13 protein-coding genes are annotated in these 14,999 nt (G+C 52.5%); 12 read left to right on the top strand and 1 reads right to left on the bottom strand.

Features of this window, described 5'->3' with window-relative positions; translation table 11 throughout:
* Positions 1-125 precede the first annotated feature (125 nt).
* From KF749_07900 to KF749_07880, 5 genes are all read left to right on the top strand, one after another.
* A complete protein-coding gene (locus tag KF749_07900) occupies positions 126-3,380 on the top strand; it encodes a PD40 domain-containing protein (protein ID MBX2991078.1) in 3,255 nt (1,084 codons plus the stop codon).
* 149 nt (positions 3,381-3,529) lie between these two features.
* Complete coding sequence (locus KF749_07895) at positions 3,530-3,991, top strand: hypothetical protein (protein ID MBX2991077.1); 462 nt, start codon at positions 3,530-3,532, stop codon at positions 3,989-3,991.
* A 126-nt stretch (positions 3,992-4,117) separates the two neighbouring features.
* The gene (locus KF749_07890) at positions 4,118-5,458 is read left to right on the top strand and encodes a cytochrome ubiquinol oxidase subunit I (protein MBX2991076.1); all 1,341 of its coding nucleotides are present in this window, start codon (positions 4,118-4,120) and stop codon (positions 5,456-5,458) included.
* 55 nt (positions 5,459-5,513) lie between these two features.
* Entirely contained in the window at positions 5,514-6,554 is a 1,041-nt protein-coding gene (cydB, locus tag KF749_07885; protein MBX2991075.1) for a cytochrome d ubiquinol oxidase subunit II, read from the top strand.
* Positions 6,555-6,826: 272 nt separating this feature from the next.
* Positions 6,827-7,288 carry an OsmC family protein gene (locus KF749_07880; GenBank protein ID MBX2991074.1) on the top strand — a complete coding sequence of 154 codons (462 nt, stop codon included), beginning with the start codon at positions 6,827-6,829 and terminating at the stop codon, positions 7,286-7,288.
* 4 nt (positions 7,289-7,292) lie between these two features.
* Here KF749_07880 and wecB read toward each other — a convergent pair whose 3' ends face one another.
* Entirely contained in the window at positions 7,293-8,468 is a 1,176-nt protein-coding gene (wecB, locus tag KF749_07875) for a UDP-N-acetylglucosamine 2-epimerase (non-hydrolyzing) (protein ID MBX2991073.1), read from the bottom strand.
* Between the two features lie 290 nt (positions 8,469-8,758).
* On the opposite strand from wecB, the gene KF749_07870 reads away from it, so the two are divergent.
* From KF749_07870 to KF749_07840, 7 genes are all read left to right on the top strand, one after another.
* A complete protein-coding gene (locus KF749_07870) occupies positions 8,759-9,226 on the top strand; it encodes a MerR family transcriptional regulator (protein MBX2991072.1) in 468 nt (155 codons plus the stop codon).
* A 28-nt stretch (positions 9,227-9,254) separates the two neighbouring features.
* A complete protein-coding gene (locus tag KF749_07865; protein ID MBX2991071.1) occupies positions 9,255-11,450 on the top strand; it encodes a molybdopterin-dependent oxidoreductase in 2,196 nt (731 codons plus the stop codon).
* 2 nt (positions 11,451-11,452) lie between these two features.
* Positions 11,453-11,992 (top strand): 4Fe-4S dicluster domain-containing protein, encoded by a 540-nt coding sequence (locus KF749_07860; protein ID MBX2991070.1) that lies wholly within the window; start codon positions 11,453-11,455, stop codon positions 11,990-11,992.
* Between the two features lie 137 nt (positions 11,993-12,129).
* Positions 12,130-13,074: a polysulfide reductase NrfD gene (nrfD, locus tag KF749_07855; GenBank protein MBX2991069.1), complete on the top strand. Its 945-nt coding sequence runs from the start codon at positions 12,130-12,132 to the stop codon at positions 13,072-13,074.
* Positions 13,075-13,104: 30 nt separating this feature from the next.
* Positions 13,105-13,686: a YeeE/YedE family protein gene (locus KF749_07850; protein MBX2991068.1), complete on the top strand. Its 582-nt coding sequence runs from the start codon at positions 13,105-13,107 to the stop codon at positions 13,684-13,686.
* Positions 13,683-14,279 carry a YeeE/YedE family protein gene (locus KF749_07845; GenBank protein MBX2991067.1) on the top strand — a complete coding sequence of 199 codons (597 nt, stop codon included), beginning with the start codon at positions 13,683-13,685 and terminating at the stop codon, positions 14,277-14,279. The genes KF749_07850 and KF749_07845 overlap by 4 nt, the downstream gene beginning before the upstream one ends.
* The gene (locus KF749_07840; GenBank protein MBX2991066.1) at positions 14,276-14,932 is read left to right on the top strand and encodes a rhodanese-like domain-containing protein; all 657 of its coding nucleotides are present in this window, start codon (positions 14,276-14,278) and stop codon (positions 14,930-14,932) included. The genes KF749_07845 and KF749_07840 overlap by 4 nt, the downstream gene beginning before the upstream one ends.
* Positions 14,933-14,999 lie beyond the last annotated feature (67 nt).

Below are 14,999 nucleotides of genomic sequence, written 5' to 3'. Positions count from 1 at the left end.
AATACTTTCAATGTCTGTGCAACATTTTATCGGGTATTGCGTTGTAGATACAACCCGGTCTATGAACTTTCCTCATTTCTCTGTAAGTTATTTCATCAATCACGCACCAATCAGAAAGGGATGTCATGTATCGCTTCATTCACATTTTTCTTGTGTTGATGATGTTGTGCGGTCTTGCAGTTTCCCAGGAAACCCGGCTTCTTCGGTTTCCTGCTATTCACGGAAATCAGATTGTATTCACCTATGCCGGAGATTTGTACACGGTTGCGGCAACAGGGGGCGTCGCACGCAAACTGACGAACGATGTCGGCTATGAAATGTTCGCCCGTTTCTCGCCTGACGGCAAATGGCTTGCGTTCACCGGACAGTATGACGGCAACACCGAAGTGTATACAATGCCGGCGGATGGCGGCATTCCACAACGGCTCACGTACACCGCAACACTCGGCCGCGACGATGTTTCCGACCGTATGGGGCCGAACAATATTGTCATGACGTGGAAAGATGACAAGACTATTGTTTACCGTTCGCGCCGGATCGAGCGGAATGATTTCATCGGACAGTTGTTTTACGCTTCCGTTGATGGCGGCATTCCCGAACAACTTCCGGTTCCCCGCGGTGGCTTCTGTTCATTCTCACCCGACAAGAAGAAGATGGCGTACAACCGAGTGTTTCGCGAGTTCAGAACCTGGAAACGCTATCGCGGCGGGCAAGCGGACGATATCTGGGTTTACGACTTCGACACGAAACGCATCACGAACATCACGAACAATCCTGCACAGGATATTATTCCTATGTGGAGCGGGAACAAGATCTACTTCATCTCCGACCGCGACAGCAGAATGAATCTGTTTGTGCACGATCTTAATACCAAGGAAACGAAGAAGCTCACAAACTTCACCGAGTTTGATGTGAAGTGGCCATCGTTAGGCAACAACGCAATCGTATTTGAGAACGGCGGCTACATCTACAAAATGGATTTGGCGACTGATCGGGCGGAGAAAGTGTCTATTTCTCTTCAGGAGGATTTTAGTATCGGTCGCGGCGGATGGCGTGATGTGAGCAAGGAGATTACGAATTACGAAATCTCTCCCGACGGCAGCCGTGCATTGTTTGGGGCGCGGGGTGATGTGTTTACGGTGCCTGCAAAGAATGGCAATACTCGCAATATCAGCGGCACGTCCGGAGTACATGAAAGAAACTCCAAGTGGTCGCCGGACGGTAAATGGATTGCCTACGCCTCCGACGCATCGGGCGAAGACGAAATCTACATAGCCCCGCAGGATGGCAACGCCCAGCCAACTCAACTCACAAGAAATGCAGACACGTACAAGTACCAAATCTACTGGTCGCCCGACAGCAAGAAGCTTTTATGGGCCGACAAGAAACTCCGTCTGCAGTACGTCGATATCGCCTCGAAGAATGTCACAACGGTTGCTCAAGCGAGAATCTGGGAGTATTCGGATTACAGTTGGTCACCCGACAGCAGGTGGATTGCGTATGCACAGCCGGAAGAGAAACAGATGACGACCGTGTATCTCTATTCCGTCGAGACCGGCAAGAGCCACGCTCTAACGGACGGCTGGTTTGATTCGTATCAGCCTGCCTTCAGTTCTGACGGCAAGTATCTCTTTTTCGTGTCGGACAGAACATTCAACCCGCGCTACGGCAACACGGAGTGGAACCACGTTTACAACGATATGGCAACGATCTACTTTCTGACTCTTGCGAAGGAAACGAAGTCGCCGTTTGCTCCGAAGAGCGACGAGGTGAAAATAAAGGAGGAAGTCCCAGCCGCGAAACCTGACGCCAAAAAGGACGAGAAGAAGGATGCGCCGAAAGTAACGGTCAAAGTTGATCTTGACGGAATGCAATCACGCATTGCTGCGTTGCCTGTTTCTGCAGGAGCCTACCGCAATCTTCAGTCGGTTGGCGACAAGCTCTACTATATCCGCAACAGCACGAAGCAAGACAAAGCGGCATTGGTGATGTACGATCTCGACAAGCAGAAGGAGACCGAGCTTGGCGAGTTCAACGGATTTGAAATTTCCGCCGACGGTAAGAAGATGCTGGTAGGAGGGGGCGGTTCGTACTCGATCATTGATCTGCCCTCGAGCAAGATCGATGCAAAAGAGAAACTCAATCTCAGCGACATGAAGGTGCATCTTGATCGCCGCGCCGAATGGAATCAGATCTTCAACGAAAGCTGGCGGCAGATGCGTGACTTCGTGTTCGATCCCAATCTTCACGGCGTAAATTGGGGGAAGATGCGAGATACGTACAAGCAACTGCTCCCGTACGTCAATCATCGCACTGATCTCACGTATATCATCGGCGAAATGATCGGAGAGTTGAATGTCGGCCATGCGTATGTCGGCGGCGGCGACTTCCCGAAGCCGCAACGCATCGAGCTTGGATTGCTCGGCGCCAAGATTGAAAGGGATGCAGCATCCAAACACTATCGCATTGCAAAAATTCTGAAAGGACAAAACTGGGACAAATCGCTTCGCTCGCCTCTCACCGACATCGGTGTCGATGCGAGAGAAGGTGATTACATCATTGCCATCGACGGTAAGCCGACCAACGGAATGAAGGACATGTACGAAGCGCTTGTCGGCAAGGCAGGAAAACAAGTGACGCTCACGCTCAATGCAGCTCCGCGTGAGGCCGGCGCGCGTACAACCGTTGTCATACCGACGGCCGATGAACGTCCGCTGTACTATCTGAATTGGGTGGAGGGGAATATCGAGAAGGTTGCGAAGGCAACGGACGGCAAGGCGGGGTATGTCCACATCCCGAACATGGGAGTTGACGGGCTCAACGAGTTTGTCAAATATTTCTACCCGCAAGTCCGCAAGGATGCAATGGTGGTTGATGTACGGGGCAACGGTGGCGGTAACGTGTCGCCGATGATTATCGAGCGGTTGCGGCGCGAGCTTGCCTTGATCAGCATCGCACGCAATTCGGTGCCGATACCCGACCCGGCCACAACCATTCTGGGTCCGAAGGTGTTGATGATTGACGAATTCTCGGCCAGCGACGGCGATATCGTCGGCTACCGGTTCAGGAAATACGGCTTGGGCAAGATCGTCGGCAAGCGTTCGTGGGGCGGGGTTGTCGGCATTCGCGGTTCTCTTCCGCTGCTTGACGGAGGATACCTGAACAGGCCGGAATTCTCGCGCTACGACGTTGACGGGAAAGAGTGGGTGATGGAGGGAACCGGAGTCGAGCCCGACATCGTTGTGGATAACGACCCGGCCCGCGAGTTTTCCGGCATTGATGATCAGCTCAACAAAGCCATTGAACTCATCAAGGAAGAGTTGCAAAGGAAGCCCGTGAAACTGCCCCCTCCTCCCCCCTATCCGAATAAGAGCAAATAGGGATTACGGATTGTGGATTGGTGGGACAAACCCCGTCACCTGAGTGGCGGGGTTTTCAGTTTCTTTCTTTGCAAGCGGATTTTTTGCATTCCATAACACCACTTCGTATATTCTTCCAATCACAAAAAGACCACATGGAGGAATGACGTATGCACAAGATCAGCGTTCTTGCTTTGAGTGTTGTCATTTTGCTTGTCATCGGCGGATGCAAAAAGGACAGCGCGCCGGCAAATACCGGAGGCGCAGGCGTTCCGTCCCAACTTGTCGGTGTTTGGACGGCACAGTCGGCGACGGTGAACGGCGCACCGACAGATCTTGCGACAGTTCTTCAGTGGGAGCCGACAACGGCGAGCGCACGCGTGACTATGACGGCAAACGGAACCTATACATACGAAGAGTTGGACGCAGCGAGCACCGTGGTGTACACGCAGGGAGGCACACTCGCGGTTTCCGGGAACAATATCACCATGACGGCAACGACGGAAAACGGCACGCCGGTAAATCCTCCGACACTCTTTCTTGGCGGCACATGGTCCATTAACGGCAATCTGCTGACGCTTTCGACTACCGTCGGCAGCAGCGCCATTGTTGTTGTGTTAGTAAAGAGTTAATGCCGACGGCATGACGCCGTTACGCGCACGCATTCCGCAATCCAACCCTGCTCGTAACGGCAGGGTTTTTGTTTTTCTTCTCGGCAGGCCACAAACTTCTTTATAGGTTGAAAGGTTTACAGAGTAATGGAAGATGCTCTCCTTCTTCATCGACTTCAATTCGCTTTTACCATCACATTCCACTACCTCTTTCCGCAGCTTACGATGGGCCTTGGCCTCCTCATTGTGATAATGAAGGGGATTGCCCTCAAGACAGGAAGCGAATTCTACAACAACAGCGCCCGCTTCTGGGCAAAGATTTTCGCCATTAACTTCGCTATTGGCGTTGTTACTGGCATTCCAATGGAATTCCAGTTCGGGACAAACTGGGCACGTTTCTCAACATTTGCCGGCGGCGTCATCGGCCAAACGCTCGCCATGGAAGGGGTGTTTGCCTTCTTTCTTGAGTCCAGTTTTCTTGGATTATTTCTTTTCGGGGAAAAGAAGCTCGGCCCGCGGCTTCATTTCCTTTCGGCATTCATGGTATTTGCAGGTTCATGGCTTTCCGGGTATTTCATTATTGCAACTAACGCGTGGATGCAGCATCCCGTCGCGTACGAGATTGCTGCTGACGGCAGCGTTGCACTTACAAGCTTCTGGGGCTTGCTGTTCAATCCGTGGATTCTCTGGCAATACACTCATACGATGATTGGCTCGGTTGTCACAGCATCATTTGCGGTTGCTGCCGTTGGCGCATTCTATTTGCTTGCACATCGCAACGAGGAATATGGAAAGATCTTCGTCCGCACAGGCGTGATTGCCGGCATCATCTCGACAATTCTTGTTGCATTTCCGACTGGCGACGGACAGGTAAAGAATGTACTGAACCATCAGCCGGTGACATTTGCGGCAATGGAAGGGTTGTTCGAAACGCAGGAGGGGGCGCCGCTTGTTCTTATCGGCCAGCCTGATATGGAAAGACGGAAACTCGACAACCCGCTGCATGTGCCGAAGATGCTCAGCTTCCTGACGTACTTGCATTGGGGAGCGGAAGTGAAAGGACTCGATGCGTTCCCCGAAGATGAGTGGCCCACGAATATTCCGCTCCTGTACTACAGCTATCATGTCATGGTCGGGCTCGGCACCCTGTTCATTGCCATCATGCTTGCGTCGGTGTATCTGATGCGCAGGGGGAGGCTCTTTTCCGCGCGGCCACTTCTGTGGGTATTGATGCTCGCATTCCCGTTTCCCTACATTGCCAACACAGCGGGTTGGTGGACAGCAGAACTCGGCAGACAACCGTGGCTCGTGTACGGCTTGATGAGGACAGTCGATGGAACTTCGACGACAGTTTCCGCCGGCAACACATTGTTCACGCTACTCGGCTTTGCCGGAATGTACTTCGTTATCGGAATGTTGTTTCTTCTTCTTGTCGTGAAAACAATAAACGCGGGTCCGGACGCGGCGTTGAAGAATCACAGCCACTGATTTTACCCGGCCTTCTTCGCGCTTCTGCGGTGAAACTCACTGAAAGGTTGTTAGAATGGAAATCATCTGGTTCTGTGCCGTTGCATTCATGCTCGCAATGTACACGATTCTCGACGGCTTCGATCTGGGGGCGGGCATTCTTCATCTCTACGTTGCCCGCAACGATGAAGAGCGCCGGACCGTTCTCGGCGCTATCGGGCCGGTGTGGGATGGAAACGAAGTCTGGCTGCTTGCCGCCGGAGGAACGCTATATTTCGCTTTTCCGCTGCTGTATGCCTCAAGCTTCAGCGGTTTCTATCTTCCCCTCATGATCGTGTTGTGGCTCCTGATGCTGCGCGGGCTCGGCATCGAGTTGCGTCACCACGTCCATCATCCGATGTGGAAGACATTCTGGGACACGGTGTTTGCCATCGGGAGCATTCTGCTGGCGATCTTCTTCGGCGCGGCGCTCGGCAACGTTGTGCGCGGCGTACCGCTGAACGAAGAAGGCTATTTCTTCTCACCATTGTGGACGACATTCACCGTCCAGCCTGAAGCAGGCATTCTCGATTGGTTCACCGTGATGATGGGCTTGGTCGGACTGGTGACGCTCAAGGTTCATGGTGCGAATTATCTGGCAATGAAAACGACCGGCGTTGTACAGGAACGCTCACGCCGCGTTGCGTCATTTGCCGTTTGGGGCGTGCTGGCTCTTTCCGTCGCATCACTCATTGCATCTTCTTCCATTCATCCCGAAATTTGGACGAACTACTCGGAACATCATTGGGGCTACCTCTTTCCCGTGATTGCCCTGCTTGGGATGGTTGGCATGGTTTATTTTAACAGAACGAAGCAGGATACGAAAGCATTTCTTTCATCAGCGGCGTTCATCGGCGGAATGCTTGCCAGTACGGCGTTCGGATTGTTTCCCAATGTTCTTCCTGCATCGACGGATCCGAAACTCAGTCTTACCGTGTACAATACGGCAGCCGGCGAGTACGGACTCGGTGTTGGCCTCATCTGGTGGTCGATTGGAATCGTGATTGCTCTCGGCTACTTCACGTATCTGTTCTACTCGTTCAGAGGGAAAGTGAAAATTCACGCCGACGGATATTAACATGATGCACATTATGTAGCGCAATCATCCTCTGACCCGATTGAAGAGCTTTCGCATCACATATGCGAGAGCCGAACCCCGCTCTCCGGCGGGGTTTTGTTTTTCTCAACAATCACAATCAACCTCTCAAATGTCGGAATAGAGCGTGAAAACGCCTCAATGTGGCTCGTTTTCGAGAATCTCTCGTGGCACGAAATCTGCATTTTTGGATGGTAGATTCGAACACCGATCAAGTTCATGAAACAAAGGCACCGACGAAAGGACGCAGTTGAATGGCAAAGAAGAAAGCAATAGTCAAACAACTTCAGGGCATAACGCTTGCAGCAAAAGGGGATTCGGCACACTGGGTGATGATGGACGGCGGACCGACATTTGGCGGAAGCGAAGGAGCATCATCGCCGAAGGAACTGCTGATGTTTGCGCTTGGCGGCTGCACGGCTATGGATGTGATTCCCATTCTGAAGAAGAAGCGAGTGCCGTTGGAAGGGTTTGAAGTTCACGTTACAGGCAACGCACGGGAGGAACACCCCCAGGTGTTTACCGATATTCACCTTGAGTATGTGTTCTACGGAGAAGAAATCAATCCTGCGGACGTTGAGCGAGCCATCGAGCTTTCAACAACGAAGTACTGCTCTGTTTCGGCCATGCTCAGTCAGGCCGTGAAGCTGACACATTCGTACAGGATCGAATCGTCGAAGACGACTGCATTGCAAGTCGAAGTTGCAGCGAACTGATTTGCTAACCTTGCGAGTGTGCGGTTGGCGGACGGAATTCTCTAACAACCGATTTCGTAAATCCGAAATAGTTCTTCAGAATGGCAACCGTTCTCTGTGCGGCCTTCCCATCGCCGTACGGATTGACCGCGGTTGCCATGTGTTGGTAAGCGCCTTTGTTGTTGAGCAGCCGGGCGCCTGCCCTGATGATCTTTTCTGCATCCAATCCAACCAACTTCGACGTTCCAAATTGTACTGCTTCCGGGCGTTCAGTTACCGTTCTCAAAACAAGGACTGGTTTTCCGAGTGCGGGGGCTTCCTCTTGAATGCCGCCTGAATCTGTGATGATGAAATACGACTGTGCCATCAGATTCACAAAATCAAGGTAGCCGAGCGGTTTGACGAGGTGGACGTTTCGCAGACCCGTAAGTGTTGCCCCAACGACTTCCTGAACTGCGGGATTGAGGTGAACCGGGAAAACGATACTGATGCCGTCGTTCATTTCCGCCAGCCTTCTGATTGCCCGGCATGCCCCCAGCATCGGAGTTCCCCAGTTTTCGCGTCTGTGCATGGTCACCAGTACAATCTTCTTCCGTTGCTTCACAATTTCATTCAAGGCCGGCACAGTGAACCGGAAACTCTCGCGGACCGACAGTTGCAGCGCATCTAACACAGTGTTGCCGGTAACAAAAATGTGTGAACGATTGATGCCTTCGCGGATCAGCGCTTTCTTCGCTGTTTCTGTTGGAGCGAAGTGCAGGTCGGCAAGCGAAGAGGTAAGTCTGCGGTTCATCTCCTCGGGAAACGGATGCAGTTTGTCATTCGTGCGGAGCCCGGCCTCGACGTGTCCGATCGAAATCTGCCGGTAGAACGCGGCGAGGCTTCCAGCAAAGGTCGTAGATGTGTCGCCCTGCACAAGCACCATATCCGGTTGCACTTCATCCAGTACATTGCCGAGGGCTTGAAGGGTTTTCGCCGTTAACGCCGAAAGCGCCTGTTTCTCTTGCATGATGTTGAGATCATAATCAGGGCTGATCTTGAATACATCAAGCACCTGGTCGAGCATGCTGCGATGCTGCGCCGTGGCTATCTTTACAACACGGAATCGGGAGGATTCCCGTTGCAACGCTTGAATCACAGGGGCAAGCTTGATTGTATCGGGGCGGGTGCCGAAAATGACGGCGATGGTTTTTCTGGTCATATTCTCTGCAAAGACAGATTCATGTGCGTCAATGTACTGAAAAGGCATAGTTCTTCCAATATTCAGAAGTCCGCGGCTTGGCATTCATATCTGGGAATGAAATATGGCAAGCACGGTCATGTTCAGGATTGAGAAACGCAGCCACGGTTTTTCATTTCTGGGAAGCAACGTGGCTCGATAAGGCTGAAATCTTGTTCTTTTTGCCGATTTTACGTGGCACAAAATCTGCATTTATGATTGACAGATATTCTGAAGGGAGAATTTCAATGAGTGACCGCCTCGCAATCAATATGGCCACGGCCGGGCCGTTCGTTACATCAACGCTGTACACAATCGGTGAAGCGGCGGATATCCTCGGCATCTCCATTCCAACCATTCGCATGTATGAACGGGAGGGATTGATTATTCCTTACCGGAAACGTTCGAAGCATCGCCGGTTCTCGCAAAATGACGTTGAACGCATCCGTTGCATCCGGACAATGATCAACCATGACAAAGTGAGCATAGCGGGCATTCGCCGGCTGCTTTCGCTTATTCCGTGCTGGAAGATTCTCAATTGTCCCCCCGATGAACGGGAACAATGCGCTGCATTTCATCAGCACGACAAGCCATGTTGGATGGTTTCAGGCAAATCCTGGGAATGCAGGAGTGCCGATTGCAGGGAATGTTCCGTGTACACCGAAGTGGCAAGCTGCTCTGCGATTAAACAGGCAATTGTAACGCACACACTCGGCATCGAGGTTGCACCCGCAGAATGAACGTAAAACCGGCCTCTCATCAACTACCATGAACTCTCTATCACGACGAAGATTTTTGAAGATAAGCGGGGCAACCATCGGTGTTGCAGCCGCAGGCACAGCGGTGTTAAAAGGTACGCAGCTTCTGAACAGGAAGAAGCCGGCCGCTGACGTTGAAACGATTCCTACTTATTGCGATATCTGCTTCTGGAAATGCGGCGCGATTGCCCATGTGAAGGACGGGCAGTTGTGGAAGGTGGAAGGAAACCCGAACGATCCGCTGAGTAACGGCAGGCTATGTCCCCGCGGCACCGGAGGCGTTGGAGCGCATTACGATCCCGATCGCTTGAAGGTGCCCCTCATCCGCAAAAGCAATCGCGGCAAAGAAGAGTGGGTTGAAGTGACGTGGGATGAAGCTTTCATGTACATTGCAGAGAAGATGCAGAAGATCAAAGCCCAACACGGCCCCGAATCTGTTGCTTTGTTCAGTCACGGCATCGGCGGGAATTTCTTCAAGCATACACTCAAAGCCTTCGGTACGCCGAACATCTCGGCGCCGTCGTTTGCCCAATGCCGCGGCCCGCGTGACGTCGGGTTCCGCTTGACGTTCGGTGAAGATGTCAGCTCGCCGGAACGAACGGACATCAAGAATGCAAGATGTCTTGTTCTCATCGGCAGTCATTTGGGTGAAAACATGCACAACACACAGGTGCAGGAGTTTGCCGAGGCAATCGAAAACGGCGCGAGCATTATCGTGGTTGATCCGCGTTTTTCCGTCGCGGCAAGCAAGGCAAAACATTATCTTCCCATCAAACCCGGAACTGACCTCGCGCTTCTGCTGGCGTGGATGAATGTCATCGTCAACGAAAGATTGTACGACGTTGAATATGTTCAGAAGTATGGTTTTGGATTCGATCAGTTTGCTGCATCACTCCAACAGTACACACCCGAATGGGCGTATCCCGAATCGGGCATCGAGCCCGAGGTGATTCGTGAAACTGCGCGTGAGATGGCGCGCTTCAAACCTGCGACTCTTGTGCATCCGGGCAGGCACGTTACCTGGTACGGCGACGATGCGCAGCGGAGCCGGGCGATTGCATTGCTCAACGCGCTGCTGGGCAGTTGGGGACGGAAAGGCGGGTTCTACACTCCTGTGAGTATGGATGTACCTGCGTATCCGTATCCCCCATATCCCAAATCCGAAAAAGGGAAGGTGGACAATCCCGACCACAAGTATCCGTTCGCTCACGAGACGATTACCACCGGCATTCGCGAAGCGACGATTACCGGCAAGCCGTATCCTGTGAAGGGATGGTTTGTGTACGCAACGAATCTCCTGCACGCTCTGCCGAATGAAGAAGAAACAATCAAAGCGATCCAGAATCTCGATCTGCTCGTTGTGATTGACGTGATTCCGAGTGAGATTGCCGGCTGGGCTGATGTCGTGTTGCCGGAATCGGTGTACCTCGAACGCTTTGATGACTTGAATGTGGAGTGGTTCCGCGAGCCGTTCGTTGCGTTGCGTCAGCCGGTTGTCGAATCCCCTCACGACCAAAAACCGAACTGGTGGATGGCAAAGAAACTTGCCGAGAAGCTCGGGCTTGGGCATTACTATCCGTGGAACGATATCGAAGAGTACTTTGAATATCGCCTGAAAGCTGCCGGCCTGAGCTATAGTGAATTGAAGCAGAAGGGGATTATCCGCGGATCAAACCAGCCGATCTACTTTGATGAAGGAGTACCGGCCGAGTTCCCGACGCCTTCCGGCAAGATTGAATTCTATTCACTCCAACTTCAACAAGCCGGATTCGATCCGGTGCCGAAGTACACGCGTCCTGCAAGCGGCCCGCCCGGATATCTCCGCTTGTTATATGGCCGGGCTCCGGTTCATTCCTTCAGCCGTACGCAATCGAATCGCGTGCTGATGGATATGATGAGCGAGAATGAAATCTGGATCAACGCCGCCGTCGCTGAGCGGTTCGGCGTGAAGAGCGGCGACTATGTTCGTCTGAAGAATCAAGACGGCGTCGTCAGCAACAAAATCAAAGTGAAGGCAACAGAACGGATTCGTCCTGACTGCGCGTACATGGTGCACGGCTTCGGACACAATGCCAAAGGCTTGAAGTTTGCGTACGGCAAGGGGGCAAGCGACGCGCAACTTCTGACACGATACGTCACCGATCCGCTTATGGGGGGCACGGCATCGAACATGAACTTTGTCACCATTGAAAGCGAGGTGGCATAGTCATGGCACGATTCGGAATGGTGATTGATACGAAGAAATGCGTCGGATGCATGGATTGCGTTGTTGCCTGCAAGACGGAGAACAACGTTCCCGAAGGCTACAACAAAGATTGGATTGTGCAGGATACAAAAGGAACGTTCCCGACATTGACAACTGAAATTCGGTCGGAGCGCTGCAACCATTGCGACAATCCGCCGTGCGTTTCTTGCTGCCCGACCGGCGCAAGTCATGTTCATGAGTTGGGCAAGGTGGTGTTGGTAACGAAGAACGAGTGCATCGGCTGCAAGGCGTGTGTTGCGTCGTGCCCTTACGATGCGCGGTTTATTCACCCCGACGGCTACGCGGACAAATGCACCTTCTGCATTCATCGCGTTGAAAAGGGGCTTGACCCTGCGTGTGTTTCCGTCTGCCCGACACACTGCATGTATTTCGGCGACCTTGACGATCCGAACAGTCAGGTGAGCCGGCTTCTCGCATCGCGCAGGAATCATTCGCTGATGCCTGAAGCGGGGACGCAACCGAGGATTTTCTATTTGACATAGAGTTTGTCATTCTGAGGGAGTCCGCCGGAGGCGGCGACCGAAGAATCCAGATCATAGCCGGTTCTGGATTCTTCACTTCGCCCCGACAAAAGCGGTCGGAACTCCGTTCAGAATGACACAAAAAGGAGCAAAACTGTATGCACGAACTCACAACAACACGAACGAATCCGCAGATTGACCCTTCGTTGCACATTTGGGGCTGGGAGATTCCGGTGTATTTGTTTCTCGGCGGCCTCGTGGCCGGAATCATGATCATATCCGGCTATTTTATTTTCAAAGGAAGATACAAGCACAGCTACTTTTCCTGCTTCTGGTTGCCGCATATCAGTCTGGTGCTGCTCAGCGCCGGCATGTTTGCGCTTTTCCTCGACCTCGAACATAAACTGTACGTCTGGCGACTCTTCACAACGTTTAAGATTGCCTCGCCGATGTCGTGGGGTTCGTGGATTCTCATTCTCGTTTACCCGACACTGCTCGCTAGTACGCTGACGCGGGTTCCGCCGGCATTTCAAAACCGCATTAAACTCTTCGACAAGATCTCGGCATTTATCAACGAACGTCCGGCTCTTGTGAAGAACATCGGCGTGCTCAGCATGATTGTCGGCGCAATTCTCGGCATGTACACCGGCGTGTTGCTGAGCGCCCTCGGGGCTCGGCCTCTCTGGAACAGCTCGATTCTCTGGGTTCTCTTTCTGACGTCGGGACTTTCCGCTGCGGCTGCATTCGTTCACCTCATCACCGACGACAAGTACGAACGTGAACTTCTTGCCAAAGCGGACAACGGTTTTCTGATTCTTGAGTTATTCATATTTGCCCAGTTCATCATCGGGTTGCTCAGCTCTACACAAGCGCATCAGAATGCAGCGCAATTGATTCTCAGCGGATCGTATGCCGCAGTGTTTTGGGTATTTGTGATAGGAATCGGAATTATCATTCCTCTCATCATTCAGTTGTTGGCGGTAAATCATAAAGTACAACACACTCCCGTTGCACCAATAATGGTCATCGCGGGGGGATTGATTCTCAGGTTTGTCATCGTTTATGCCGGGCAATACAGTCATTGGACGATTGCCGGGTTGTAGCAGAACACACTCAATTGGAGAACAAGCAGTATGACAACATTAGCAAAAACAGTTTCACCGGAAGATGTTGCTGCGCAGTCGGTGGCAAAAGCTGACCGCAAGGCTCAACCGTACTGGAATCCGTACCTCGCGGGAGTTGGCTTGGGCCTCGTGCTTCTCGCAGCGTTCGTCATCATGGGACGCGGGCTTGGCGCTTCGGGAGCCTTTACATCGTTGGTTTCGGTTGGCGTCAATGCCGTTGCCCCTGAGCACGCACAATCCAACACGTTCTTTTCGGAATACCTTGGTGATGCAACACACCATCCATTGAAGGACTGGCTGGTGTTTGAAGTCATCGGTGTGATCGTTGGCGGATTCATATCCGGTTCACTTGCACATCGAATCAAAGGCACGGTTGAGAAAGGTCCGCGCATTTCCACCCGCGGCCGCATGGTGTTTGCCTTGCTTGGCGGTATTCTGATGGGCTTCGGAGCAAAACTCGCCCGCGGTTGCACCAGCGGTCAAGCGCTCACGGGCGGCGCATTGTTGGGCGTCGGAAGTTGGGCATTCATGCTTGCGGTGTTTGCAGGCGGCTACGCGGTTGCATATTTCTTCAGGAGGCAATGGACATGAACGCACCGTATTTCAAATTCGGATACTTCGGCGATGAAATCAGCCTCATCGTTGCATTCGCCATCGGCATCGGCTTCGGATTCTTTCTCGAACGCGCAGGCTTCGGCAGCGGACGCAAGCTCGCTGCGCAATTCTATCTCTACGACATGACAGTCTTCAAAGTCATGTTCACCGCTATCGTCACGGCAATGGTCGGATTGTTCTGGCTCTCGGTGTTCGGCATCGTCGATCTCTCGCTTGTATACGTCAGCCCGACGTATCTCGTGCCGCAAGTAGTCGGCGGACTCATCCTCGGCGTCGGATTCGTCGTTGGCGGATATTGCCCCGGAACATCGTGTGTTGGAGTCGCGACGGGCAAGTACGACGCGATGATCTATCTGCTCGGTATCATCGCAGGCATCTTTGTTTTTGGCGAGATGTTTCCGTTGCTCGAGGGCTTTTACAAATCCACAGCAATGGACATCGTGACATTGCCGGAGTTGTTCGGCATGTCATACGGGTTGTTGGTGTTTCTTGTGGTGGTGATGGCGTTGGGCGGATTTGCCGGAGCGGAATGGGTGGAGAAGAAATTCAGAAAAGGAGCCGCGCAATGAAAGCCATCTTCTCACATCTCTCATTCAATCAAAAGCTTGCTATTGTTGCAGGTGTTCTGGGATTTCTTGCTATCTTCGCGGGAAGTCCTTACACAAGCAACACAGCAACAATGAACGTGAAGGAACTTGCCCTCCTTGTCGAGAAGGAAGTTGACCATGTGACCGTTGATGAGCTTGCCGATTGGATTATTCAGGGCAAAGCCGATTACCGTCTCATGGACTTGCGTAACGAAAAGGAATTCAACGAGTATCACATTCCGACTGCAGAAAACATTCCAGTCGGGTCGTTGATAGATGCCGGATTGACGCGGAATGAAAAAATCATACTCTACTCTGAAGGGGGCATTCATTCCGCGCAAGCGTGGTTCCTGCTGAAAGCAAAGCAATACAAAGCGGTGTACATGTTACGCGATGGGTTGGCCGAATGGAAAGACCGGATTCTCTTTCCTTCTCTTGCAGAAAATGCATCGGCGGAAGAGAAAGCTGCTTTTGAAAAGCGGAAAGCCGTAAGCATGTTTTTTGGCGGCTCACCGCAGACAGGAACGGGCAGAGCACAAGCAACGCCCCAGCTTGCGATGCCGAAGTTGGAGATGCCGGCTGGTTCGGCTGCGCCCGCAGGCACAGCGAAGAAAAAGAAGAAGGAGGGGTGTTAAGATGCGCAGGCAGGCGGGAAAGTTTCTGGCAGAAATGGTATGTTGGAGGCAGACTCTTCCGGGAAGG

It is taken from the genome of Bacteroidota bacterium, assembly GCA_019637975.1.
In the GTDB taxonomy this organism is placed as follows: domain Bacteria; phylum Bacteroidota; class Ignavibacteria; order UBA10030; family UBA6906; genus CAADGV01.
The sequence above is the reverse complement of the archived record's forward strand: the minus strand, read 5'-3'. Positions and strand labels throughout refer to the sequence as shown.

Bases quoted from the DNA above. Each gene is read 5' to 3' on its own strand.
- KF749_07900 (MBX2991078.1), top strand. From the start codon at position 126: ATGTATCGCTTCATTCACATTTTTCTTGTGTTGATGATGTTGTGCGGT.
- KF749_07895 (MBX2991077.1), top strand. From the start codon at position 3,530: ATGCACAAGATCAGCGTTCTTGCTTTGAGTGTTGTCATTTTGCTTGTC.
- KF749_07890 (MBX2991076.1), top strand. From the start codon at position 4,118: ATGGAAGATGCTCTCCTTCTTCATCGACTTCAATTCGCTTTTACCATC.
- cydB (MBX2991075.1), top strand. From the start codon at position 5,514: ATGGAAATCATCTGGTTCTGTGCCGTTGCATTCATGCTCGCAATGTAC.
- KF749_07880 (MBX2991074.1), top strand. From the start codon at position 6,827: ATGGCAAAGAAGAAAGCAATAGTCAAACAACTTCAGGGCATAACGCTT.
- wecB (MBX2991073.1), bottom strand. From the start codon at position 8,468: ATGACCAGAAAAACCATCGCCGTCATTTTCGGCACCCGCCCCGATACA.
- KF749_07870 (MBX2991072.1), top strand. From the start codon at position 8,759: ATGGCCACGGCCGGGCCGTTCGTTACATCAACGCTGTACACAATCGGT.
- KF749_07865 (MBX2991071.1), top strand. From the start codon at position 9,255: ATGAACTCTCTATCACGACGAAGATTTTTGAAGATAAGCGGGGCAACC.
- KF749_07860 (MBX2991070.1), top strand. From the start codon at position 11,453: ATGGCACGATTCGGAATGGTGATTGATACGAAGAAATGCGTCGGATGC.
- nrfD (MBX2991069.1), top strand. From the start codon at position 12,130: ATGCACGAACTCACAACAACACGAACGAATCCGCAGATTGACCCTTCG.
- KF749_07850 (MBX2991068.1), top strand. From the start codon at position 13,105: ATGACAACATTAGCAAAAACAGTTTCACCGGAAGATGTTGCTGCGCAG.
- KF749_07845 (MBX2991067.1), top strand. From the start codon at position 13,683: ATGAACGCACCGTATTTCAAATTCGGATACTTCGGCGATGAAATCAGC.
- KF749_07840 (MBX2991066.1), top strand. From the start codon at position 14,276: ATGAAAGCCATCTTCTCACATCTCTCATTCAATCAAAAGCTTGCTATT.